General features: G+C 56.1%; 17 protein-coding genes and 1 pseudogene. 10 read left to right on the top strand and 8 right to left on the bottom strand.

The window, feature by feature from the left end:
• Positions 1-114 precede the first annotated feature (114 nt).
• On the top strand, positions 115-609 hold the full coding sequence (locus AACY50_RS17915) for a hypothetical protein (protein ID WP_339538932.1): 495 nt from the start codon (positions 115-117) through the stop codon (positions 607-609).
• Between the two features lie 99 nt (positions 610-708).
• Here the strand turns inward: AACY50_RS17915 and AACY50_RS17910 are convergent, their stop codons facing one another.
• Positions 709-1,569, bottom strand: a complete 861-nt coding sequence (locus AACY50_RS17910) for a DNA/RNA non-specific endonuclease (RefSeq protein ID WP_339538931.1) — start codon at positions 1,567-1,569, stop codon at positions 709-711.
• A 213-nt stretch (positions 1,570-1,782) separates the two neighbouring features.
• On the opposite strand from AACY50_RS17910, the gene AACY50_RS17905 reads away from it, so the two are divergent.
• A complete protein-coding gene (locus AACY50_RS17905) occupies positions 1,783-3,687 on the top strand; it encodes a patatin-like phospholipase family protein (RefSeq protein WP_339538930.1) in 1,905 nt (634 codons plus the stop codon).
• Between the two features lie 121 nt (positions 3,688-3,808).
• Here AACY50_RS17905 and AACY50_RS17900 read toward each other — a convergent pair whose 3' ends face one another.
• Complete coding sequence (locus tag AACY50_RS17900) at positions 3,809-4,219, bottom strand: HNH endonuclease (protein ID WP_339538929.1); 411 nt, start codon at positions 4,217-4,219, stop codon at positions 3,809-3,811.
• Between the two features lie 66 nt (positions 4,220-4,285).
• Between AACY50_RS17900 and AACY50_RS17895 the strand changes: the two genes are divergently transcribed.
• From AACY50_RS17895 to AACY50_RS17885, 3 genes and pseudogenes are all read left to right on the top strand, one after another.
• Positions 4,286-5,767 (top strand): hypothetical protein, encoded by a 1,482-nt coding sequence (locus tag AACY50_RS17895; RefSeq protein WP_339538928.1) that lies wholly within the window; start codon positions 4,286-4,288, stop codon positions 5,765-5,767.
• Positions 5,760-6,890, top strand: coding sequence for a hypothetical protein (locus AACY50_RS17890; RefSeq protein WP_339538927.1), 1,131 nt, complete (start codon positions 5,760-5,762; stop codon positions 6,888-6,890). The genes AACY50_RS17895 and AACY50_RS17890 overlap by 8 nt, the downstream gene beginning before the upstream one ends.
• A gap of 136 nt (positions 6,891-7,026) precedes the next feature.
• A pseudogene (locus AACY50_RS17885) lies at positions 7,027-7,989 on the top strand (DUF4113 domain-containing protein); the annotation flags it as partial.
• A 1,652-nt stretch (positions 7,990-9,641) separates the two neighbouring features.
• Here AACY50_RS17885 and AACY50_RS17880 read toward each other — a convergent pair.
• The 6 genes from AACY50_RS17880 to AACY50_RS17855 form a co-directional block, all read right to left on the bottom strand.
• Positions 9,642-10,841 carry an acyl-CoA dehydrogenase family protein gene (locus tag AACY50_RS17880; RefSeq protein ID WP_339538926.1) on the bottom strand — a complete coding sequence of 400 codons (1,200 nt, stop codon included), beginning with the start codon at positions 10,839-10,841 and terminating at the stop codon, positions 9,642-9,644.
• Positions 10,842-10,867: 26 nt separating this feature from the next.
• Positions 10,868-11,848: a class I SAM-dependent methyltransferase gene (locus AACY50_RS17875; RefSeq protein ID WP_339508165.1), complete on the bottom strand. Its 981-nt coding sequence runs from the start codon at positions 11,846-11,848 to the stop codon at positions 10,868-10,870.
• A 32-nt stretch (positions 11,849-11,880) separates the two neighbouring features.
• Positions 11,881-13,410: a class I adenylate-forming enzyme family protein gene (locus AACY50_RS17870; RefSeq protein WP_339508167.1), complete on the bottom strand. Its 1,530-nt coding sequence runs from the start codon at positions 13,408-13,410 to the stop codon at positions 11,881-11,883.
• On the bottom strand, positions 13,407-14,705 hold the full coding sequence (locus AACY50_RS17865) for an MFS transporter (RefSeq protein ID WP_339508169.1): 1,299 nt from the start codon (positions 14,703-14,705) through the stop codon (positions 13,407-13,409). The genes AACY50_RS17870 and AACY50_RS17865 overlap by 4 nt, the downstream gene beginning before the upstream one ends.
• Positions 14,706-14,812: 107 nt before the next feature.
• Positions 14,813-15,199 carry an ectoine synthase gene (locus AACY50_RS17860; protein WP_339508171.1) on the bottom strand — a complete coding sequence of 129 codons (387 nt, stop codon included), beginning with the start codon at positions 15,197-15,199 and terminating at the stop codon, positions 14,813-14,815.
• A 428-nt stretch (positions 15,200-15,627) separates the two neighbouring features.
• Positions 15,628-16,533, bottom strand: coding sequence for a LysR family transcriptional regulator (locus AACY50_RS17855; RefSeq protein WP_339538925.1), 906 nt, complete (start codon positions 16,531-16,533; stop codon positions 15,628-15,630).
• A gap of 201 nt (positions 16,534-16,734) precedes the next feature.
• Between AACY50_RS17855 and AACY50_RS17850 the strand changes: the two genes are divergently transcribed.
• The 5 genes from AACY50_RS17850 to AACY50_RS17830 all read left to right on the top strand — a co-directional run bounded on the left by AACY50_RS17850 (position 16,735) and on the right by AACY50_RS17830 (position 24,614).
• Positions 16,735-17,646 (top strand): SGNH/GDSL hydrolase family protein, encoded by a 912-nt coding sequence (locus AACY50_RS17850; protein ID WP_339508173.1) that lies wholly within the window; start codon positions 16,735-16,737, stop codon positions 17,644-17,646.
• Positions 17,647-17,899: 253 nt separating this feature from the next.
• Positions 17,900-19,825: an IucA/IucC family protein gene (locus AACY50_RS17845; RefSeq protein ID WP_339538924.1), complete on the top strand. Its 1,926-nt coding sequence runs from the start codon at positions 17,900-17,902 to the stop codon at positions 19,823-19,825.
• The gene (locus AACY50_RS17840) at positions 19,815-21,023 is read left to right on the top strand and encodes an MFS transporter (RefSeq protein ID WP_339464181.1); all 1,209 of its coding nucleotides are present in this window, start codon (positions 19,815-19,817) and stop codon (positions 21,021-21,023) included. Before AACY50_RS17845 ends, AACY50_RS17840 begins: the two co-directional genes overlap by 11 nt.
• 14 nt (positions 21,024-21,037) lie before the next feature.
• Entirely contained in the window at positions 21,038-23,143 is a 2,106-nt protein-coding gene (locus AACY50_RS17835) for a TonB-dependent receptor (protein ID WP_339464182.1), read from the top strand.
• 373 nt (positions 23,144-23,516) lie between these two features.
• Complete coding sequence (locus AACY50_RS17830; RefSeq protein WP_339464183.1) at positions 23,517-24,614, top strand: carboxynorspermidine decarboxylase; 1,098 nt, start codon at positions 23,517-23,519, stop codon at positions 24,612-24,614.
• Positions 24,615-24,633 lie beyond the last annotated feature (19 nt).

Raw genomic sequence — 24,633 nt, 5'->3', positions numbered from 1 at the left:
TGGTCTGGCCAGACAAGAAACTGGGAGCCGATGGGCACTGTGATGTTGAACCCGGATCGGCAGCAGCAGACCGAGAAAAGAGCGGCATAGTTAGACGGCGACGCGACAACAACCTTGAAAAACGCCGTATGCACCCGCATGGACCTCTATGAGCGCACGCTACTATTGAGCCCGCCTGAGGGTTTTTTCGACATGCTAAACCAGGGCTTCACCCTCAAGCATGACCCATGCACTCACTGGTCGACCATCGACGAATACGCTGAGCGCATTCACTCCCTTGGCCTTGAAGACCACCTATGCTGGATGGCACCTTGGCTACGGGCGGTCTACCACTACCGCCAAGGAGAATTCGTAGCAGCCTTGGACCACTATCAGGTCGCGTTTGAGTATGCCAAATACCGTGCCGGCAAGTATCAGTACGACCTGGTAAATCAATTCATCGAAGTGGCCGCCAAGAACGACAGTCGACGCAGATTCAAGAAAGGGATTGAGTGGGCACAGTATCTAGACATCAAGGTTCGATGGCTGCGCAACGATGAGCCAACGGAAGAAAAACTGAACTACGTTTATGGCATGTTGAAAATAGCTCGATACGATCACCAGCTATAAAGAACGCAATGCTGGCCAGCCAGTAATACTGCTGGTTGGCTCGGCCCGGAGTAGTGTGGATCGAAGATCCACACCTATCCTTTATCAGTTCGTGACTCTCTACCTGGCGGAAGTCTGCTGAGAGACTTCACAACCTATTCTTGATGGCAGAAGCCCTCTCCTCACCTTCAAGTCCGCCTGTACATCTGAAGGCAATCCGCTCCACAGATTCAATCCGGAACGTCTCTCGACCTCCGTAACGGTGGCCTGGTAATCACAAAAATTGGCCGCGCGTGGAGTACTCTGGTCCATGATGAACGCGGCGTAGAGACCGGTAGCAGGCGTATTACCAATGAAGATGACCTTCCAGTAACCACTTGGGATTGTGTGTGCCTTCGTAGTGCCTGGCAGGGAACCAATCGTTCGTTCATAAAGGGGACCGGTGGCCACATAAACCGCATCAACATCTACGGCTTTGCTGAGATTGCGTTCCTGGTCCTCAAGCCGAGCCCACGCGCCCTGGTTGAGATCCGCCTTCTGCGGAGTGATGTTCGTCAGGTAATTGAGCGTCTGCCAATCAGACGTCCCGCCCAAGGATGCCAAGTTCGCCTGATGCCCGCGATCGATCTTCAAAGCAGCGCTGGCCCCGTTATAGTCGCTGGGGGTGAGTGTTTCACTTGAGGGTACGTCTGGATCGGTCTTCCAATTACGAGGTCGCCCACTGGCGGGTGTTGTTTTCGTAATCTTGTAAGCCACCCAGTTCGCGAACTTGGTGGTTCCGTTGTTGTTCAGGGTATAGGCCTGACGATACAAGGTCATCTCGCTACCGCCCGCTGGACACCCAACCAAGCAGTTGTCAGTCGCATCACCCGACGACGGCTTGAGTCGCTCAGATGTAGTGGCAGTATCTAGCATCCGCGGTGCTGTGCAGGCACCTATCAACGGGATGAGGAGCAGTGAGAGCAGTCTTACTTTTAGCATTCCTTGCACTTGGTTGGCCTTTCAAAAGGCGGCAAGTCTAAGGTCGTTCTTACGTACGACAAAGCGTCATTTCCGAATATGTTTTTCAAGAAATGGCCGGGGATTTGTCCCCCACCAATCCATCCTGATCAAGCCAACGTGTATGTGACTACTCGCAGCTATACTTCAGCTGCTGCGCCACCCGATCGCGGCACTTACCCAGGATCTGAGATCATGACAAGGACTGTGGCCACTTTCGCCGGGCATTTTCTAGTGCTTGGCCTCGTCGGTGTACTTGCTAACTGCAGCTCCATTCCCGAGAAGTGGGACGAAGGTCGAAAGGGACAAGCTCCAGGCGTCAAACCTCTGCGTCCGCTGGCGCAGATCACGGCAAAAACCTTAAGTGCTGACTACGCGACCGAACCTCAGTCCGGCGCCCCAATCGCCGTGGGACTTTCCCTCTCTGGAGGTGGAACGCGCGCAGCGATGTTTGCGCATGGCGTTCTCCAGGGATTGAATGACAGCGGTGTTCTCGCCCAACTCGACGCCATGTCCACCGTTTCGGGAGGAAGCTATACCGCGCTGTGGTACTACACCCAACGTTTAGAGGCGCGAAGAGCAGGCACGTCATCCAGCGACATCTTCAACGATTGCGTCCCTCTGTGGTGGCAGGAGCCACCCACCGCTGGCGAAGACAGCTTCGAGACTAAGCAGCAAATACGAAAAGCATTGGAGCTCGCAGGCCAGGGCACCGATGGATTCAAGTCCATGGAGCAATGCACGCAGAATAGGCACTTTCGGGAAGGCGACCCATACAGACGCCAGGTTCACCTCTCGCGTTGGCCGGACGTATTCAGATATTCAGAGACTATTCCTACTGGCAATGCTCAAGGCGCCCCGTGGTGGGAAACGATCCGCCTAGCGATCACCAGTGTAGGCGAAGTCTTCTTCTCACCTCTCATCAAAACCGGGGACGTCCCTTCTGCCTACCAGTACGGTATAGAACGAGCTTGGGCGCTAAACCCCAACCCCCGAACTAGCGCTTATCAAGACTTCAGCTACACGAACGATACCGGCAAACCGCAGACATCAGGCTGGCATCTGGACCCCGCTAAAGCCACATGGCAGCAACTGAGGGTCCTGTACGAGGACAAATCAACAGGCAAGATTCCTCTGTGGATTTTGAATGCCAGTAATGCCCCACGAGGCGCCGGCACTGACCAAAGTCGGATCTTCGAAATCACACCCTTTGGTCAAGGTTCAGAGCTCACCGGATACCTGCGCGGTGGGGTGCCCAGCATTGCTGATCTCGGCACTTCAGTTCGCGCCTCGGCCGCAGCGCTGGATGCACAAGGCGCTGGTGAGAAGTACGCGCAATCCCTCTCCCCGCGCAACTTCATGTTTCCCTTAGCCGAATGGGGCGAGACGGTACAGAACCAGTTTCAAGACTCGCCGAAACGCTTCCACCTTAGCGATGGTGGTCACTCAGAGAACCTAGGAGTCTACAGTTTGCTGCGTCGAGGAGCACGCGACGTGATCGTGGTAGATGCTGCTGCGGATGTTGAAGGACGCATGGCGGATCTCTGCGCTCTGCGCAGCATGCTGGCGAAAGAAAAAGTCACCTTGAAGTTCTCAAGTGAACTGACGCAACTCGACACAGTGTGCGAGGGTGCGATTGGCAATCCACACTCAAAATTACTGGGGTACAACACATCTGCCTGGTTGAATCCCGTGGTGCCCGGACAACTCATCTGGCCGCCGGAGAGCGGCCTACCACCGAGCCGCATTTGGCTGATTAAACTGGGTTGGGACCAGCAGGCAGTAAGACGTGCATTCAATGACAAAAAATGCGAAACACTTGAATATCCGGTCAGTTGTATCGTGACTGCATACTATGGCCACAACACCAATACGATACGGCCGAAGGATCAGTATCTGTTTTTCCCTCAACTGACCACTCCAGGGGCAGGTTTCAGCAGCAGTTCCTATATGTTTTGGGCGTACCGGGAGTTGGGAAGAACCGCGGCATCTGCCTTGAAACTGCAACCCGATGGCACGCTAGCTTTGCAGCCGCGAATCACACTCAAGCCCCAGCGAGCGGATTGTGTTCGTCCAGATTTGCGTCCTGAACCTTGTTGAGGGGGAACGCTTCTGGCCCCCTCCACCTCTTAGATGCAAATTGGAGACGTGTGCCATGGCAGAGTTTAAGCCTGCTGCACATTGCCGATGGGTGAACGCAAAACCGAATCGGTGCGGGGGCTCACGAACGGATGAAATCACGAAGCGCTTCAACGCGTAAGAGCTTGTCGTCAGTGTGAGCGATGCGATGACAATTGGCACGCAGAAGCACAAGATCGTCTGGATCCGTCTCCCCCGTGTGATCCTCATGGGAAAGCGGCAACTGGTGATGACACTCAATGACGCGTGTCGCCTTCATCCCCAACAGAGCGAAGAAATCGGTATCGCAAGCAGCACAACTGAGCCTATGTTCCTGACTCATTCGCTGAAGCTTTAACTCATATCCCACACGCCCTTTTCGTTCCGTGTGTAGGTGAGTTTTCATCGCCTTTGATCCTTCGGCGAAGCTCGAGTTTTCTCGAAGATCATCTCTCTCGCTGATGAACATGGTCTGCAAACCACGCTCAGCGACCTGCTTGATGAGCAGGCGCACCTGAAGACGCTAAATCGCAAGCGTGATGCGGCCAAACGGGCCTACGGCCATAAATCGCCAAAAGCCGTGCAACTGCAGTCTGAAATAGTCATGGCTCGCAAGGAGCTGAGCATCACGCAAACTCGACTGGCGGGAGGGCTCAGTCCAATCGGCGAGGTTGCGGACAACAGTGTCCGTCTGTATGGGGCGACACCGGTACGTGCAGGCATAACTGTTGTCTTCCCCGCGGCTCAACACCAGGAAATATCCGGTTTGATGAGCAACTTCCGCAACGGCGTAAAGGCTGCACCGAAACAGAACTTAATGGGCGATGGCGCAGCATTGCTGCTATTCGTCGTGCAGGCACTGAATTTCCGGCAAGTACTGATAGAGACAGCTAACCAGACCAAGGACAAACGGCTCCTGACACCCGTAATCAATGCCGCAGCCGCCACAGGTGCGGCCGGTTTTGCCGCAGCCCAGGGAATATTCGATACGGCGCTCACCGCGCGAAGCACCCTACTTGAAAAGGGATTGCAGAATCATGCGATAGAACATCTGCATGTCCAGATGGGCAAGTTACATCTCGGTTTGGGTGCGATGACCTACCTACTCGGCGTATACGCTGCCGGTGTAAGCCTCAAGAGTTATCAAAGCAGTTGGGAGCAAGCCGTTCGCAGCGGAAATAAAGGCGCCCAAACCGGCGCGATCATGTCTATGGCAGGCTCTGCGGGGCTGCTGTCCAGCAACTTATATGGCGTGGGCAGTACTCTCCAGGCGAGCTACACCGTGATGGCTGCCGAACAGGGTGCTGTCAGAGCGGCGGCATGGGCAGCATCGGGCGCTCGATTATCGAGCGTATTTTTTCGGGCGAACCTAGCGGGTGCAATTTTTACAGCGTTGGAGCTGGGTGGAAACTATGCCTACAACTACTACAACATCAGTGCCCATGATAGATGGCTGCAAAGTACGCCGTGGGGAAAAGATGCGAGCAATCGCACCAACTCGGATCTTGCAACGTATCAACGCTCGCCGACCGAAATAATGCAGGCACCGTCTGTTCAAGTCGGTCGCATCGAATACGATTCCTGGTGGAAAAACCTGCTGTACAGAGCGAAGATCGGTGACATTCACTTGCTGCTGCCAGGGCTTGATGTAAGTTCGTTCCAACCGCCACTCGTGGGCAATGCAAGTCATCAACTGAAAATCGGGGCGTATCGCATCAATACGATCACTTACGAACGGGCCATGACAACCGAACGTTGGGAAATCCTGAGTGAACCTGTCGAAGCGGGAGTTCGCCGAATAGATGGGGACCAAACAGTCATTTGCGTCAACTATCCGCAAGCTGATAATCAGATGGTGGGTAGATCACGGGAGGAAATGCTGCTGGTTGTATCCATCCTCAACACCGGTGCCAATGGACAGATGCAGCAGCGTAACTACAACATCCGTCTAGACCCGAGGGGCACTGGCGCTTTTCCTGCAATCAACCTGGTTGCGCCACCACCCCACGCGCCATTGCTATCGGTAGAACCATTGATGCTGGAAATCGCTTCGCATGCCTAAAACCCTTGATGTCGAATTGATAGAGGCTGCTGCTACGACGGGTCATCGCGCCGGGGACGTGGAGCAATTTGCAACTGGCACCACGAGTTACCTGGCACCGATGCCATTGCCCACCGACGCATCACCACACAGTCCTTATATAAGCGATCTGAACGATACGTACCTGGACTTCGGCGGTGGCAAACCCCAAGTGTTCTCATGGCAATTGACGTTGGGAGCACCGTTCACTGCTGCGCTTTTGATCGCCTTGGGAATTCCGTTAGTGGCTGCCCTGATCCTCGCATCAAGTGGCTATGGGTTGACCGAAGTTCTGGAGTTCAGCTCAGACCTTTATTTCGCTGCCCGGGAATCAGCGATCTGGTTGTTTTTTGTGGGACTCGGTACTGGCCTTATCGTGTGGTTTTACAACCACAAAAAATACACAACCGTCATCCCGACCCGCTTCAACCGCCAGCGCCGGGAAGTCTGTTTCATGCCCACGGACGCGGAAACACTGGTTTTCGTACCTTGGGAGTCACTCTCCGCTTGGGTGATTGAGGCGCAAGGAGCCACACAATATGGCGTCCGACGACAGTACGGGATGGGCATGGGATTCGAGCAGGCTGGTAAGAGGGTCAGCCTTGAGTTCGTCTGCGGTGGTCTGCCATTGGCAATCGCTCATTGGGAAGCCGTGCGCGCCTACATGGAGTATGAGGTCAACGATCTTAAAAGCATTCAAGACCCCATGGACTTGCAAGGCCCCAATGATCCACCCCACGAAGGGATGCACACCTTCCGAAATGCACGAACCCGGCTGCATCGCAGGATTCGCGAAAAGGAAGTGGGCTGGATTCACGGGTTCTTCTGGTATCTCTTCCACGTCATGACGCTCTGGACCTTACCCAATCTAATTGTCGAATGGGAAAGTCGCCGAATTGCAAAAGTCGGGCGCAAAGCTTTGCCTGAGGCCATGCGTTCATGGTCTGAGTCACTACCTGGGGAGCAATGGGCAAAACCCAGTGATGATTTAAAACGCCTGAGTAATCAGGTCAAAGAAATGAAAAAACAAAAACCAACGCGCTTAATCACTGAAATTTTTGCAGAGGTTTACCAAAAAGAAAATAGTGAGAAAAAACGTGGGTGATGATTGATACACTATGGACATATCAAGTGTTTCATATACTAAAATATTGACACCAATGGACGTGCCGCGATCAGTTTATCACTTTTGACAATAAGGGTTTTCCGACGTCCATAGGCAGCCAACTTACCCTGATGAAGACGAGGCCTTTGCCGACCTCTCTGATATTGAACAACTGGATTCGCTTGGACGGCAGATCCGTAGCCAGTTCATGCGCTGCACCGGCATCCCTGTGGGCGTAGGAATTGCGCACACCAAAACCTTGGCAAAGCTGGCCAATCACACAGCTAAACGCTTACAGGCCCAGACCGGGGGCGTGGTTAACATTTGCGATTTAGCCAAGCGCGACTGGGTGCTGCGCAATACCGACGTTGCTGAAGTATGGGGCGTCGGTCGACGGATGAAATTGCACTTGGAGGGTATGGGTATAAGAACTGCCATGGACCTTGCCAGGACAGATCCGTGGACGCTACGAAAGAAATTCAGTGTGGTGATAGAGAAAACTGCACGAGAACTCGCTGGCACGCCCTGTTTGGAACTGGACGAGCCTGATCCACCGAAGCAGGAAATTTGCTGTAGTCAGATGTTTGGTCAACGCCTCAAAGGTCTTCCTCCAATCAAGGAAGCTGTGGCCACCTACATGGAGCGAGCCGTAGAGAAATTACGAGCCCGGCATTCGCTATGCAAGAAGATCCGGGTGAGCATTCGAACCGGTATGTTTAACCCGGAGGAAGCCAAATACGCCAACGGTGTCGTGGTCGACCTGCCCTACCCCTCAGACGATGTGAGATTGCTGACGAAATCGGCCGTTGACGCGCTCAATCATCTGTTCCGCCCAGGCTTCAATTACAGCAAGGCTGAAGTCCTATTGCTCGACCTGTGTCAGCCTGGCGAGTACACCGACCACCTTTTCGCGGTTTCTCAACCCGCAGATGCCACTAAGGTCATGACCGTTCTGGATCAGATCAATCAACGCTGGGGTAGAGGAACACTTCGCACGGCACGTGTCCCGGCCAACCCAGCCTGGGCAATGCGTAGAGAAATGATGAGTCAGAGCTTCACCACCCGACTCGATCAGTTATGGAAAGTCTCGTGCCGTTAGAGGAAATACATGCTGGATCCGGCGTCTCTTGTGCGTTTCAGATTCTGTTCGAGGAACACACAATGACCTACTCATGCATTGGCGAACAGATGGCTAATGCGGCCAATGTTCTGCGCACTGGATTCCATATTGTCAAACATCGACGGCCTAGAAGCGGTGACCCTCGGCGAAATGCGTCTGTCCTCGTCGTCCAATTGAAGACAACAACACTACTCTGATCTCTGATCCCCAGTCCGTCTACCCAGTCCAAGAAAAGCGACTGAATCTTAGCGCCCTCGGTCCTTTGCCCTCCCAAGTACAACGAATGGCAAAACTCTTCGTAGAGCGACGGTGATGTATTGGGCATGCACTGAGTCTGAAGGAGCCCGTGGACCTCATTCGGACTCAATACATGACCAGACTCACTTCCAACATCCCAGTGAACGATGAGTTGTGGGTATGCCGCTGGAGGTAGAGCTTGTGCGACCTTTTCCTGCCAATTGCGCTGATCTGCCATGATGCGATCATAGAGTGCGGAAAACACCCGCCTATGCAGGGTCCCATCCACTGGGACATGGGTAGCGATGTCCATGATTAAAAACTCAATCGAACTGCCCAGATCATCGAGCCGCGTGCGCAGCGATTCATAACCCTTCGAATCTTTGATCTCTGAAGTATTCAAGTGATCCTTCACTCCTATCTCCTGCCCTTTCTGTCTCAGTCGAAATGCTTTGCTGTCGTGCACCCAGTGAACGCGGCAGCAACGCTAGCAAAGACATGACCAAAAAAATGTAGGACGAGTTTGAGAGTTAAGTAGGAGTAGGCCCACTTCCATCATTGCCGGACCATCCATTTAGAGAATCCGACTAGCCCTGCTTCACGGTGGATTTCAACCTAAAGAATCGCGCCAAAACCCGATCGCACCTCCCAATGCAATCATTTGCACATGACGCTTGCTCAAGTTTTGGTGATATCCCGCTTCGTGTGAGGCTAACCACGCTGTCTTATCACTGTGTTCCGAGTGATCGACCGACTGCCGTCCTTTGGGATTTATTGACATGGATGGATCTCCATTACTTATAAAGTCATTACGGTGCGCTTCAGGGATGCCCGACTCAGCGTCAAAGCGCATGAAAAAGGGCTCAGGATTGGGCTGCTTTCCCTTTCTGATGAAAGTTGAGAGCTGCCAGAGAGGACCTTGCAATGGAGGTGCCGGGAACGCTGAGGGCGCGCAGAAAAACGCAATTTATATAAAAGCAATCAATTTTGAGTAACCTTTTTTATTAATGGCGACACAAATATTTAAAACATGCTGAATCGTTTCACCTATACGCAATAACAGCGTTCACTGCACAACACTGGAGCGATTCAAAAAAGTGCACAGATTGATTTTTTGATTGTTCTTGAACCAATACGGGGAAATTTAACGAATCGATGTTTTTAGCATGCCGTTTTGCTTGAGTCAGACCTTGAAAGACGAGACGCACCAACTTATGGCCATGCTTTGCACCAAGTCGGATCCTTACGCACTAGTTTGAGGGGGTTCTTCTGGGCCATCCCATGACAGCCGAGCAGTTGACCCAACGGCAAGTGGAGGCTGCTTAGCGGTTGGTCGATGATGCCCCAGAGCTGCCCGAGGTCATGATGAACACTCGATGACAATCCCCCGCAACCTAACCCTTCATAGCCGGATCACAGGGGTGATGATCCATCGCAAAATCTCCATAGGCGAGCATTGCGCTCTCCCAATTCACATCCAAATGGGACGCCATCACCTGAAGGTCACGCCAGTGCCGTTGCACCGGGCTCGCTTGAAAAATCACCGCCGTCCCCATTTGCTGCACCAACCGTTGAATGGCCTGCACACACAACCGAACCAGGTAGGCGCGATCTCGCTTGAGGGTGAGCAGTTCTTGCACCGACAGTGATCGGCCTGCCATGCCAGCGCTGTGCAGTAAAAAACATATCGCGTGGTAGAGGTGCCTGGCACAACTCAACTGCGCCGCACTTTCCGCGACCCGCTCCAGCAGCGTCGGACGGGCCTTTGCGGCGGCGCCATCCTTCGAGCCCTCACGATTTCGCAGCGCTGCAACGCACTCATCAAAGGCGCCCTCCGCACAACCAAGCACTGGGCCGATGTGCAGGCTGCCTAGGTACGGAATGACCTCCACATCAAACAGGTAGCCATCAGGGTTGCGCCTGGCACCTGCCGGTGCTGCCCCGAAGCACTCGGATTGCGGAGTCACCCAAGCGTCTGCCACAAAGACATCGTCCAACCGCAGGTCTTTTGATCCAGTGCCGCACATTCCGGTGACGTGCCAGACATCCTCGATCTGAACCTCGCCAATCCTGAGTGTGAACAACAGCACTGGGTTGAGCGATGTATCTCGGAGGGACTTGGCAGACACGATCACCCAGTCGGCGTGATCGACCCCCGAGCTGAAACGCCAAGTGCCGCTGATGCGAAACCCACCTTCGACCTTCAGGATCGAGACATCTTTGGACACGGAAGCCGTCGCAATAACTTGACCAAGCCCGTCAGCAAACACCTGTGCCTGGCAATCGGAAGAAAGCCGGCCGACAATCGCCGCATGGCTACCCACCAAGCCGATCATCCAGGCGGTCGACGGGCAAACCCGTGCGGCAATTCTGGAAGTTTCGACAAGGGTCGGCCAGTCGCACTGCCACCCGCCATAACGTTCAGGCACGATCAACTGCATCAGCCCCTCGGCCAGCAATTCGCTCATGGTCTGCTGCGAAATACAGCGTGCCTGTTCGGTTTCAGCGGCACGGCTCTTCCAATTATCCAAAAGCGTTCGTGCGCGAGCGCAGGCTTCATGATGTTCCAATGACAGATGCGCCATCCAGTCCATGGACTTCTTTACCTCAATAATTGGTGTCAGGGACGGGAGAGTTTTTTGACCACTGGAAACTCGAAACAGAACCCGTCGGGGATAAAGGGTTCGCCTAGCAGCTCGATAAACCTGCTAATGCTTTTTTCGTCATTGGACGCCACAAACTCATAGAAATTGGTGCCGTTCCAGATGACATAAATATGAGAAAAATAGCGGGACGCGGCTTCGACGAAATCAGAGAAAAGGATCTGACCGTTTTCCATCTGCACTAACATGGCCTCCCTTTTCCAGGCTATCTGCGCCTCGGAAAAATAATGAGACTTGTGCTGTTCGTCCTTTACCCGCTCCCGTCGCTCATACTCTTGGATGTCGCTCTGATTGCATTTTTCCAGAAAGAAAGCGAGGCCATCCTCTCGCAAAAAGCGGGAAACGAACTTCAGATGCTCATCCCTGTTTCTGCCATAGAATTGAAAGGCCGCCATCTCATAGAGGTAGTCGACTCCGCAAAACGGCAAGTCGACGCCTAAGGCGTCCGCCACAATATCCTCTGTGATCTGAAGAAATGACCCCGAATAAAACGCAGAGTTTTCCTGGTCGGCGTGGGCGTCGAAATGTTGCTGGTTGGCCTTGTTCGGAGAATTTGTCAGGGTTCTGATGGCCCCTTTGGAATACTTCGCCAAGGTCCTTGCACTGCTCCCGTCGAACGCATCGATTTCCCACAAGGTAAAGTTGCGCTCGTCTTTTTTTCTTCGCTCACGTGTATATCGGTCAAGCGCCACGCCGATGCGCGAAAGCTCTTCCACGACCCCAGGCACGCTGGCCAGGAAGTGCGAGAAAAGCGGACCCGCCTGTGTCACCAGCACATCATGGTAGGCCCCGACATCATCGTCCTGGATACACTCGCGTATTCGCGTGGTCACAGGTTGTCTGGGCACCTGGACTTTCCCGTTTGCCAGATCGTCAAAATAGTCGGCAAGTTTGTTCATGGCAGAATCGACGAACGCAGGGTTTGAATCAGTGGTCATTTCCGTAATTCCATTTACGCGTTGAGTGTTTATCAAATTGCCACAGCGCCGGCGGCCAGGAGATGCGCCGTGGTTTTACCGTTGAGGTTGCGAGGCAACGCCTCATGAAAACTGACAATGGCGGGCACCATGTACCAGTCCAACTGTGTGGCGCAGTACTGGATGAGCGCATCAGCCGACAACTCATGGCCTTCTTTGACTACCACGCAGGCCTTCGGTACCTGACCGGCCACTTCATCAGGAAAGGCAATCACCACCGCTTCGCTCACGGCTTCATGGGTGACGATAACGTGCTCGATTTCCCGGGGGTTCACCTGAAACGTCCGCCGCGTAAACACGTTGTCTTTTCTACCGACGAAATAGAGATACTGTTCACTGTCGCGCTTGAACAGGTCACCGGTGAAGTAAACCCGCGCTTCGCCGAACAGATCGTTCTTGATGACCTGGCGGGTCAGCTCTGGCTTGTTCCAGTAACCGAGCATCACCAGATCACCCGCAACCACAAGCTCTCCCACACAATCAGGCCGAGTAATCAGATGGCCGGCCTCGTCCACCAGGAACACCCTGATCCCAGGAATCGCCTTACCCACCGAGCCGGGGCGTTGATCAAGTTGCTCGGGAGGCAGATACGCGACTCGCTTGCACTCCGTCAGGCCATACATGGAGTAAACGGCAACCCCCGGAAGGAGCGTTCGAAGTTGCTGTATATGCTTGGGCGGCAGCGCTTGCCCGCTGCTGGCAATGTACTTCAGGGATTGGATTTTTTCCGGTTGAAACGTATCGGGATCGGCCTGCAAGAGGTAGTGAATGGCGGGCGGCAGTATATGCATTCCGGTTATGCCATGGCGCTGAATCAAATCGAGCATGTGCTCCGGCCGCTCAGGCCATGCGTGCTCGCAAACCGAATGACCACCGCCGAGCAAAGGCATCATGATGTTGTAGAAGCCATAATCAAAATGCAGGGGCGAGAAGTTCAGAATGACCGCATCCCCGAAGTCCCCCAGATAACTGGAAACCGCCGAGTAGGCCGCCATCATATTGCTGTTGCTGACCGCCACGCCTTTGGAGTCTCTCGTCGAACCGCTGGTGTGAAAGATGACGCGGACTTCACTGCCCTCAAGCCCCCCATCACAAACAGGGAACGCTTCATTCAACCCGGGAAATTGGCGGGTGCGCCACTCGTCCATGTGCAAGACGAACTGTAAATGCACCTTCCCGGTCAACTCATCGAGGCTTGCATCGGCCGATACGATCAAGGTCTTTGCCTTGATATCGTTGAGTTGATGGATCAGTTTTTCGGCGGCAATGCCGTAATGCATCAGCACCAGGACGAATCCGGCTTTCATGACACCCAGCGCACAGGCAATGGTTTCGATGGAAGTGGGTGCATGAAGTGCGACCCGATCACTCCTCGTCATTCCCGTGCCCGCTAACTGTCGGGCAACCACGCTGGCGAGTTCGTCCAGGGCTGCGTAGGTGATCTCTCGACCACCGATGGTGAGTGCGATTTTGTCCGGCGTTCGCTCTGCGTGGTCTTTTACAGAGTCTTGGAACTGTTTCATCCGGCCACCCCACTGCCATCTGCCAAGGTTGACGACGAAGCGCCTTCTTCCCTATTCGCCTGTACGGCTTCGCTGTCCTTAGGGACGAGCAACACAATGGCCCCCACCACCACTTCGAAAATCCCGGCGCCGACAATCACCAGACCGGTTTCAAAATGAGCATACAGCGCAGCACCGCAAGCACCGGCAATCAGAATCGACGCGCCCAGCGCGGCAAAGCGCAGCCTGGCCAGCCCGGCGATTTCGCTTTGCCTGAACCGGGTTTGAATGAGCAGAATGAATGAGATATCGATCAGTGGCCCACCGAGTGCCGCCAGGCTGGCGCCAACCATCATCCCCGTCAGGACTTGCGCCGATGGCAGGTACAACACGGCCGCACCGATGATCGCGATGCCGAGGCCGTTGACCACGGAGCCGAAGGTAAAGCCATGATACAGGCGGCGGATCTGCAGATTGCCCACGACAAAAATGGAGATCAGGTTCCCTGCCCCGTAAGCCCCCATGATCAGGCCGTAGGCCGCAAAGCCCTGTACACCGAATCCTTGGATATCGTATTTGACCACCGCCAACGCCATGCCGATCGAGATACCCACGCTCCAGGCAATATTGCCCAGTCCCGCACACACATACACGGCCTGCATCTGCCTGCGTCCCACCAGGCTTCGCCAGCCGGCGGTAAAACCGGCACGCCGGCTTGTGGCCTTGACGGGCTGGCGTGGCAATGCTTTACCCAGCTTCATGACCGCCCACGCGGAGATCAGGAAGGTGATGCTGTTCAGGGTAAAAAGCTGTTCGATCGGTATCAGCAGGGTAATCGCCGCTGCCAGCATCGGACCGATCACCCTGGCGACCCGGATGATGGCATCGAACAGCGCGTTGACCGATTGCAGCTCCTGCGGCGCCGCGACAATGCGCGGCAGACTGGCGCGCAGCGCTGGCTCGAACAGCGAGTTGACGATCATCATGAGCATGAGCGGCACCGCCAGCATCCACAGATTCATGATGCCCAGTCCCCACGCCAGCACCGGAATCAAGGCCAGCCCGGCCCGCGCCAGGTCGGCGCCGATCATCGTGCGGCGGTGATCCCAGCGCTCTGCCCATATCCCCCCCAGCAATGCACCCGCCAATGCAGCAGCACCGCGTAAAGCACTGAGCCAGCTCGCATCGGTTCCGGCGATCTGCACCGCCATCCAGGCGATGGCAATCGCGAAGAGTTCGTCACCGATCGAAGAGAGCGCCAACCCTCCCCAAAGCAAGGCTACGGGCCGCTGAAGCAACGGCCTGAACAATTTCATATCATCAACTCCGCACAGTCACTCGACAGGCCTGAAAAGCCCCTGTCGTCTCATTAGTCGTTGGTTGGAAACGACTGGCCCACCGAACAGCCAGTCCGCGGCGCAACTCAGTACGAAGAGGCACTCTGATGGTTTATGGAGTGGCGCTCGGTGCCTGCGAGGGGAGGATTGAAAACGCTGACCAGAATAAGGTCCGTGAACTTGCCGCCACGAAGGTAGTGACGATCATGTTTGTCCAGTACGTACATATCGCCCGGACGGATGGCATGGATAGTGCCGTCCATGTCTTCGATTTCGCCTTCACCCCCGATGCAATAGCAAGCCTCCAGATGATTACGATAATGAAGCAGCGATTCCGTACCGGCTCGAACTACCGTGTGGCAAATGGTGAAGCCGACTCCATCTTGCTCTGTCAGCAGGCGGTGGCTGGTGCCTGAGCCCCACTCGACGAAAAAATCGGTTTTTTCAACATCGCGGATACTACGAACAAACATATTCAATTCCTTGTGAATAGTTGATTTGCCACTTCAAACGCTCGACGCAAGCACAGCGACTACGTCGGTAAGTTGCACAGGTCACGTAGAGGCAGGCGTGCACACGGCAAAATGTTCAGCAGATCGCTTGAGTCGCCCTTTTCGGGGTAGCGCTGTCTTTCGCAAATCAAATGAACATCTGCCCGCCGGATCAGGGGCCAATCACAACCAGGTAACAGGATGCTTTCCTGCAGCACATGCAGGACGTTTTGTCGAAGGACGTGCCTGTGGCACGCATGCCATTACGGCAGACCAGTCATTCCCTGACCCGGTTGTTGCTCCCTGAAGAGCCTGGATCCTACGTTTAAAAATTTATGAGGTCAACGGGCTTTTTCCGACTTTTTTAAACGCAGGCGACGGCACAGTTTCGCGTCGATAGCGGTTGTTGGCTAGGGCACAAACCCGGGCAACTGTCCCACTCGCTCGGCCAGGTATTGCATCAGTAATCGCGTGCGCAGGGGGCGGTAGCGGCGCTCGGGATAAATCAGAAAAGCGTCGTTTGGCGGGCCGCTCCACTCGTCCAGGACACGCACCAACCGCCCGGTTTCAAGCAGGTCGCTGACCAACCAGGCCGGGGTGATGCAGAGCCCGGCTCCCTGCAGAAGACCGTCGCGAATGGCCAATGAGCTGTTGGTTCTATATCGCCCTCGAGTCGTGACGCTGACCTGCTCACCCAAGGGGCCACTGAGCTCCAGTTGATCGCCTGCACTCAACCACGCAAACCGTAGGAAATTGTGATCACTCAGGTCTGCCGGGCTGTTCAAGGGGCAATGCTGACGCAGGTATTCAGGGGTGGCCACCAGATACCGCGGTGAGGTCGCTATGCGTCGGGCGACGGCGTTCGGGGGCAAGCTGCCCCCCAGGCGCAGGGCCAGGTCGACATTCTCGTCCGTGAGGTCGACGAAACGATCGTTGAGCATCAGCTCCACTTCAATGGCCGGGTACTGCTCCATGAACGACAACAGCAACCCATTCAAACGCAACACGCCCAGGCTGACCGGAACGTTGATCCGTAGAACCCCCTCGGCACGTTCGGTCAGGCCGCGCACCTCTGCAACGGCCTCGCTGTATTCCTCCAGCACGCCTTTGGCGCGCTCGTAGAAACGCTTTCCCGGCTCGGTAGGTATCAGCCCGGTCGTGCCACGAATCAGCAAGCGGGCGCCCAATTGCTTTTCCAAGGCGGCAATCAGCTTGCTCACTGTGGGCTGAGTACTGCCCGACTCCCGCGCGGCAGATGACAGGCTTCCCAGCTCGACGGCGCGGACGAAACAGTGCATCGCTTTGAGATTGTCCATGGGTATTCGATTCAGGAATGGGCCGTATGGGATTTCCTCTTCTATCACACCCATTTTGAATAGAGCAATCTGCCCTTCCTACAGGCCATGTAGGAGCTGGCCTGCCAGCGAAGGCGATCCCGAAGCGAGTGCAATAGCCGACGGCCCCTTCGCCAGCAAGCCGGTTTCTACAGACCCTTTACCGTCCAAGGATATACCTGAATGAAGACCTTTCGCTGGAGAATATCGTTGTCTATGGCATTGACTGCCCTGCTGGCCGCCAGCCCTGTCTTGGCGGCGGAAAACTGGGTCACCTCATGGATGGCCAGCCCTCAACCCACCTGGGGCAATGAGTTCCCGCTGCCCACGCGGATTCCTCAAGCACTGACCGATAGTACGGTCCACCAGACCGCGCGCCTCAGCAGCGGCGGTAGCCGTATACGCGTGGTGATCTCTAATGAATATGGCCGGGAACCGCTGGTCATCGGTGCCGCCCGCGTCACCTTCGTGGAGGGAGATCACATCCGCGCGGGCTCCGGGCACCGCCTGACGTTCAGCGCCCAGGAGCAGGTCAGTATCGCTGCGGGCGAAACACAGATCAGTGATCCGATAGACCTTGCAGTGCCCGCACTCAGTGAGCTTGCAATCTCTCTTTATCTGCCGCAGTACACGCCGTTGACGACCTTTCACTGGGATGGCAAACAAACGGCCTTCATCACCCCCGGAAATCAGGTCGACGCCCTGCGGCTGGAAGGTCGCGAGCACGTAGAGGCGCGACTGTTTCTCAGTGACATCCTGGTGGATGCGCCACTCGACACCCGTGCACTCGTTGTTCTCGGCGACTCCATTACCGATGGTAATGGTTCGACCCTAGACAGCAATCGACGCTGGCCGGACTTCCTCGCCCAGCGCTTGAACCCACAGAAGCTCGCGGTACGCAACGCCGGCATCTCCGGGGCTCGCCTGCTCGAGGATGGCATGGGGGTCAGCGTGCTGGCGCGTTTCGAGCGCGATCTTGAAAAACGCCGCTGTCAAGAAACTGCGTTTTCGCCGCTGGCGCCTCGAAAGCTTGAATTCTTGATGCTCAAAACCTCGCAGGTCCGAGGCGCCTTTTCAACCTGCCGCAGTTGCTGATTCTCTTCTTGAAGCGACGCTACCAACGGCACGGTTTCTTGCTTACGCAGATCGACTACAGCGGCAGCCTATGGCGACGGACGTTGTACCCGGCAGCCCGAGATAATTCAGCACGCAGCCAATAAGCATTACGCGCTAAGCAATAACGGCGCATTCAGGAGTGCTAATAACAACAGTTATCATTGGCGTTTGTGTTTTTGAAGCGTATTATCCGCACGCTTTGTATCTGAATCATGTCCATAAGGAGTCGGGCTTGACGCACAGTAATCCGGAAAAACAACAGCTATTGCTCTCGCGCTGGAGTGAGGCGCTCGATACCCCCGCCTTTAGAGCCCATCGCATCACGCTCGATCATTTGAGCAATGCACTGGAGCCCGCGTCGCAGCGTAGCTTCCAACGTCTGATCCAGGCGCTGTTTCGCGAAGATCTGATCAAGCCCGACGACTGTGAATACGACGAACACAACCACTGTTGGTTACCGCTTGAGAATGGCGCCCGTCTTTGTTTCGAACACTTGTCTGCCGGGCGAATGAACAGTTGGGACGTGCGTGGCAGCATTACGCTGCACAGCCCCGCAAGCCTGCCGCAAAAAATCCTGCTGCCCTCTGAATTGCTGGCCCAGCTCAGCACCCAACTCAACCCTGCTGCTTCACAGGAAGTACTGGAGCGTCTGGCCTTGGAGCTCGATGACAGCTTCAGCAATGACACGCTGTGCCTGGCCTTCCATCACGACTGGACTCTCCAGCTCAAGAGCCGGATCGCCCCGGACTACGACGACAACTTGTTGGCCTGGCTCAAAGACAGCAGCGCGTTGGAGAACCCGACCTCGCTGTTGGAGCAATGGGGCACGCTGGGCCATCCCTGGCATCCGAACTACAAGACCAAACTCGGCCTCAGTGCCTCTCAGGTGATCGCCTTCTCGCCGGAATTCGAGGCGAAGTTTCCGATTGTGCTGTGCGCTTTGCACCGTCAATACGCCCACGTCGAATCACTGACAGGTACGCCGGATTATTGGGACTGGTGGCAAGGCAATTTCCCACTGGCCGCCGAACACCTGCACGCTCATTTGCAAAGCAGAGGACTGGATGCAGCGGATTACCTCCCACTCCCCGCGCACCCTTGGCAAGCCCATGAAGAGTTACCACGCTCATTTGCCAATGAGATCGCCGACAACCTGCTGATCCTGACCGATATCGTCGCGTTCACCGCACATCCCACCATGTCGTTTCGCACTGTTGTACCGGGTGCCAGCTGCACCGCGCCGATGGTCAAACTCCCGGTGGCGTTGCGTCTGACCAGCGTGCAGCGCACCGTCTCGCCGCGCTCGGCGCGGATGGGACCGCGTATCAGTCATTTGTTGCTGAAAATTCTCGACCAGGAGCCGCAGATCCAGCGCTTGCTGAACATCGTGCCGGAACGTATCGGCGTGCATTACGCGCCGCAACCGGCCGATGATGAACGCTCACGGCATGCCGCCGTGCTTTACCGGGACAACCCGCTGAGCCTGTTGCAAACCGGTGAAATGGCTGTTCCGGTCGGCAGCCTGTTCGCGATGGATGAGCATCAGCAGCCATTACTTCGTCAGTGGGTGCGCCTGGCGCAAGGGCGTGATGACAGCGAAGCCATGCAGGCATTCTTTCGCCACTACCTGTCGATCGCCGTACCGAGTCTGCTCGGCATCTATCTGATGTATGGCGTGGCCTTCGAAGCCCACCAGCAAAACAGCTTTATGGTGATGGGCGCCGACGGGCAATTGAGTCGCCTGCTGCTGCGCGACTTCGGTGACATTCGAATTGATCGCAAGACCCTGCATGCCCATGGCCTCGATATTGAGCTGCACGACCCAAAGATGACGCTCTACGACGAATCAGGTTTTGTCCGGGACAAACTCCTGCACACCACATTCATGTGCCATTTGGGTGAACTGGCCCTGCTCTGCGCCCGTCATTGGAGCGTGCCGGAAAACCTCCTGTGGGAAGAATTGGCGGCGCAGGTCAGTGATTGCTTTGACGCATTGCGCGAGCGCGTCGAACCGCAACGCTGGGAAACCGAACGTCAAGCCCTGCTTGTGCAGGACTGGCCGGCCAAGTCATTTATGCGCATGCGCTTGCTCGACAGCCACGCCGACATTGTCGGCCGTCTCAGCAATCCACTGAAAGTCAGCGCCCATGGCGGCTAACGGCAGCGCTTTAAGGCTGTTGGTGCTGATCCAGTTGATTTCCATGGGTGCCATGGAGATGAGCGGCCCGTTCTGGCCCTTGCAAATTCAGCATCTGCTCGGGCCCGAACAGGCCCGTTACACTGCACTGCTATCCGCCATGGTCTATGCCGGCCCAATGCTTGCGGCCATGCTCTTGACGCCGTTGTGGGGCCGTCTGGGTGACCGCACCGGGCACAAGCCGATGATCGTTCGGGCATTGCTGGCATTGGCGCTGTGCCAGGGGCTGGCGGCCATTACGCTCGATCCCTGGTTGTTGGTCGCGATCCGGGTGATGCAAGGCGCACTGGCCGGCTTTCTAGCCGCCGCTCAGGCGTACGCCCTCGCCTGTTGCGACAGCTCGGATCGCGGACGAACCCTGGCGCGATTGCAATCGGCAACCGCGGTCGGCTCGTTGGTGGGGCCGGTGCTGGGCGGTTGGTTGATGGACGTCTCAGGGTTTGCCCTGCTCTGCTATGGCGCCACGCTGATTTGCCTGCTGTGTGCGTTGGGTAGTCTCTTTCTGCCGGCCGATACGGCGCGGCCAGCACAGAAAAAAACGTCTGCCCGCGCGGCCTTGCCGAAAGGCTGGATGGGCGGAATTTTGCTGGTGATCGTGCTGATCCAGGCCGCCAAGATGATGCCTCAACCCTTCTATGCGCTGTACGTCGCCAATGTACTGCAAGCGCCCGGCTGGCTGATTGGCGCTACCTACGCCGCCAGCGCCGCAACCCTGGCCATTTCCGCGCCGCTGTGGGGGCGGCTGTTCGATCGCTGGCAACCGGCCTATACCCTGCGCGTCATCGAAGGCGTCGCTTGGTTGTGTGCATTGACCCTCGCCGCGACCGCACTGGCTAACGAATGGATCGGCTTTCTCGCCACCCGACTGCTGTGGGGCCTTTGGCAAGGTGCCTTGCTGCCAGTGGCCTATGCCCTGATCGCCAATACCGTTTGCCCCACCAGGCAGGGTTTTGCCCTCGGCCTGGGCAACAGCGCGGCGAAAGCCGGCGCTCTGCTGGGTGCCGTCCTGGGCGGCATCGGCATGGGGCTGGTCGGGCTGGACCATAGCTTCTGGCTGGTGGCCCTGACCTACGCCTTGGCTGCTTTGGGTATCCGCGCGGTACGAGCTTCAACTGCGATGCAGCCCACCGCTTTCTCTACCAACACTCATCACAACTAAAAAAAGACTACATCATGACCCGAACCAAGCTATCCCTGTTGATTGCGCTGCTCAGCTCCTTCAGTGCCCAGACCTGGGCCGTGGAATCCGAGAAGCCAGGTACCCTGAACATGCAAGCTACCGTCGTTTCGGCCACCCGCAGCGAAGCTAGCATTGCCTCGATTCCCGGCTCGGTACAAGTTATCGACGAGCAACAGATCCGTGAACAAAGCGGCGCCGGTCGTCGAGTGTCCGACATCCTTGGCCAACTGGTGCCGGGGATAGCACCGCCCACTGGCGGTATGAGCAACTTCGGCCAGACCCTGCGCGGGCGCAACATTCTGGTATTGGTGGACGGAGTGTCGCAAAACGCTACCCGAGACAACTTCCGCCAGTTGAACAGCATCTCGCCCGCCAGCATCGAGCGCATCGAAGTGGTGTCCGGCGCAAGCAGCATCTACGGTGCCGGCGCTTCGGGCGGCATCATCAACATCATCACCAAGCGCAACCAGGGCCAGGACGTCGCGTTCAGCAGCAAACTGGGAATGAGCAGCGGTAACAACCTCAACCGTAAAGGCTTCGTCTACGAGGCGTTCCAGAGTGCGACAGGCCGTCAGGACGCACTGGACTGGTATGTTTCGGCAGACATGACGCAACGCAACGACCAGTTCGACGGCAACGGCAACCGCATTCCTCAGGACACGTCCCAAGGCAGCAACATGGACACCGAAACCTATGACCTGCAAGGTCGATTCGGGTATGAACTGGATGCCGACAAGAAGCTCAACCTGTCGCTACAAGACTACAAGGACCAGCAGGACACCGGGTACACCAAAGCCTCGCGCAATGGTGAGGCCGTCGCGGTCCAGGGTTTGAAACTCGACGACCAGCCCTACACCCATAACCAGGCAGTCAATCTCAACTACGCCGACAAGGATTTCTACGGCCAGGGTCTGCAAGTCGAAAGCTACTGGCGTCGTGCCGATGCACTGTTCTTCCCCGACCTGTCACGGGGCAAGGCCGGCGTTTCGGACAACAACAGCGTGCAAGACGTATATGGCCTGCGTGCGGCCATCGACACCCCGCTGCCGTCGATCGGCGATGCTACCGGCAATCTGGTCTGGGGCGCCGACTACGACCACGAACGCTCTCGTCAGCGCGGCGACCAGTACCGGGTCAACGGTCTGAACTACACCAAGACCGGCACCACCTATGAACTGGGCCCGGACACCGAAACCACCACCAAAGCGCTGTTCGGGCAAATGTCCTGGGACATCGGCGACTGGACCCTGCGCGGTGGCATACGGCGCGAGTGGATCGAAAGCGAAGTCTCCGACAGCATCGCCTACGGTGAAATCGTCCAGACCGGCAAACGCGCGACCTTGCCCGGCGACACTCTCAAATATGATGCGACCCTCTACAACCTGGGTGCGGTCTATCACCTGAGCGCAAACCAGGACATCTTCGCCAATTACAGTCAGGGCTTCTCGCTGCCCGACATCCAACGCTTCCTGCGGGACGTCAACAGTCGCTTCGATATTCAGACCCTCAACGCCCAAGCGATCAAGGTCGACAGCTACGAGTTGGGCTGGCGCGGCAATTGGGACAAATGGCAAGCCGACGTCACCCTGTATGAGAACACCTCGGACGTCACCCAGTTCTTTGACGCCAACGATCGTGTGTTACGCCTGATCAACCAGAAGGAACGCGTGCGCGGCATCGAGAACAGCCTGACGTATCGCCCGACCGAGCACTGGTCGGTGGGCGGCACTTACGCATGGGCCAAAGGTGAAACCCAACAGAACGGCAAATGGATCGACCTGCCGGCCACCCGCATTTCACCGGCCAAAACTACGTTGTTCGTCGGTTTCACCGAGGACGACTACAGCCTGCGTCTGCAGGGTATGCATCTGTCCAGCTACGATGAGGCTGCCAAAGACAACAACGGCCGCGAAATCCAGGGCTATACCCTGGTGGACATGCTCGGTTCGGTGGAGCTGCCGGTCGGCCGACTTGAAGGCGGGGTCTACAACCTCACCAACCGCACCTACCAAAACCTCTTCGCTCAGGCCAACGCCCGTGCGCCTTTTGCCAATGCCGAAGGGCGTACGCTGAGCGTCAGCTACTCGGTCGACTGGTAACTCAAGGGGTATATAACTTGTGAACTGTCATCGTTTTTTAAACGATGACAGTTCACAAGCGCTCGCACTGACCGAACATATCCGGGCTTTCTTTCGGTCAGACTGCGTTGCTCTTTGCCGACGCTCCGCGTAAAAAAGTCTGTCCCTAATCGATCGTGCAAGAAGCATTGGATGCTGGCGTTACACACGACACATGGTTTGACGACCTGATCTTCCATCTTCGGCTCAGCTAATGAGTCGCCCAAACACTAGCACCCAGGCCTCACTGCGCGCCCTGCCCCATCCGACTCGCTAGCTTCTGCTCTTTCGATATGCCGTCAGTCCGGGCACAATGCGCATCCTTTTTTTGGCTGGCCGTGCCGGAGGCCTCGAAATGATCAAAACGCCGTACTACCTCATCGACAAACAGAAACTGCTGACGAACATGCAGAAGATCGCCTATGTGCGCGAACAGTCCGGGGCAAAGGCCCTGCTGGCGCTCAAGTGCTTCGCTACATGGTCGGTGTTCGATTTGATGCAGCAATACATGGACGGCACCACATCGTCGTCGCTGTACGAACTCAAGCTAGGTCGCCAGAAGTTCGAAGGCGAAACCCATGCCTACAGCGTGGCCTGGGCCGACGACGAGATCGAGGAGATGCTCGACAATTGCGACAAGATCATCTTCAACTCCATCGGCCAGTTGCAACGCTTTGCCGAGCGCTCTGAAGGCAAAACCCGTGGCCTGCGCGTCAACCCGCAGGTCAGCAGCTCTGATTATCTGCTGGCCGACCCGGCGCGTCCGTTCAGTCGTCTGGGCGAGTGGGACCCGGTTAAGATCGAAGGCGTCATCGACCAGATCTCCGGCTTCATGTTCCACAACAACTGTGAGAACGGCGACTTCAGCCTGTTCGACCAAATGCTCTGCACCATCGAAGAACGCTTCGGTGAGCTGCTGCACAAGGTCAGTTGGGTCAGCTTGGGCGGTGGTATTCACTTCACCGGCGAAGGCTATGCGCTGGATGCGTTTTGCGCACGGCTCAAGGCGTTTTCGCAAAAGTACGGCGTTCAGGTCTACCTGGAACCTGGCGAAGCGGCGATCACCAACAGCGCCTCGCTGGAAGTCACGGTGCTCGACACCCTCTACAACGGCAAGCATCTGGCGATAGTGGACAGCTCCATCGAAGCCCATTTGCTTGACCTGCTGATTTATCGCCTCAACGCTAAACTGGCGCCGAGCGAGGGTGATCACACCTACATGGTGTGCGGTAAGTCGTGCCTGGCCGGGGACATCTTCGGTGAGTATCAATTTGATCGTCCGCTGGCCATCGGTGACCGGCTTTCATTCGTCGATACCGCGGGCTACACCATGGTCAAGAAAAACTGGTTCAACGGCCTGAAGATGCCATCCATCGTTGTGAAACAACTCGACGGTACAGTCGAAGTGGTTCGCGAATTTGGTTATGAAGACTACCTGTCCAGCCTTTCGTAAACGGACAGATACAGGAGAG

This window comes from Pseudomonas sp. RA_15y_Pfl2_54, assembly GCF_963971015.1.
Classification (GTDB): Bacteria; Pseudomonadota; Gammaproteobacteria; order Pseudomonadales; family Pseudomonadaceae; genus Aquipseudomonas; species Aquipseudomonas baetica_A.
The sequence above is the reverse complement of the archived record's forward strand: the minus strand, read 5'-3'. Positions and strand labels throughout refer to the sequence as shown.

Bases quoted from the DNA above. Each gene is read 5' to 3' on its own strand.
- AACY50_RS17865 (WP_339508169.1), bottom strand. From the start codon at position 14,705: ATGAAATTGTTCAGGCCGTTGCTTCAGCGGCCCGTAGCCTTGCTTTGG.
- AACY50_RS17840 (WP_339464181.1), top strand. From the start codon at position 19,815: ATGGCGGCTAACGGCAGCGCTTTAAGGCTGTTGGTGCTGATCCAGTTG.
- AACY50_RS17880 (WP_339538926.1), bottom strand. From the start codon at position 10,841: ATGGACTGGATGGCGCATCTGTCATTGGAACATCATGAAGCCTGCGCT.
- AACY50_RS17855 (WP_339538925.1), bottom strand. From the start codon at position 16,533: ATGGACAATCTCAAAGCGATGCACTGTTTCGTCCGCGCCGTCGAGCTG.
- AACY50_RS17860 (WP_339508171.1), bottom strand. From the start codon at position 15,199: ATGTTTGTTCGTAGTATCCGCGATGTTGAAAAAACCGATTTTTTCGTC.
- AACY50_RS17830 (WP_339464183.1), top strand. From the start codon at position 23,517: ATGATCAAAACGCCGTACTACCTCATCGACAAACAGAAACTGCTGACG.
- AACY50_RS17835 (WP_339464182.1), top strand. From the start codon at position 21,038: ATGACCCGAACCAAGCTATCCCTGTTGATTGCGCTGCTCAGCTCCTTC.
- AACY50_RS17875 (WP_339508165.1), bottom strand. From the start codon at position 11,848: ATGACCACTGATTCAAACCCTGCGTTCGTCGATTCTGCCATGAACAAA.
- AACY50_RS17870 (WP_339508167.1), bottom strand. From the start codon at position 13,410: ATGAAACAGTTCCAAGACTCTGTAAAAGACCACGCAGAGCGAACGCCG.
- AACY50_RS17910 (WP_339538931.1), bottom strand. From the start codon at position 1,569: ATGCTAAAAGTAAGACTGCTCTCACTGCTCCTCATCCCGTTGATAGGT.
- AACY50_RS17890 (WP_339538927.1), top strand. From the start codon at position 5,760: ATGCCTAAAACCCTTGATGTCGAATTGATAGAGGCTGCTGCTACGACG.
- AACY50_RS17905 (WP_339538930.1), top strand. From the start codon at position 1,783: ATGACAAGGACTGTGGCCACTTTCGCCGGGCATTTTCTAGTGCTTGGC.
- AACY50_RS17850 (WP_339508173.1), top strand. From the start codon at position 16,735: ATGAAGACCTTTCGCTGGAGAATATCGTTGTCTATGGCATTGACTGCC.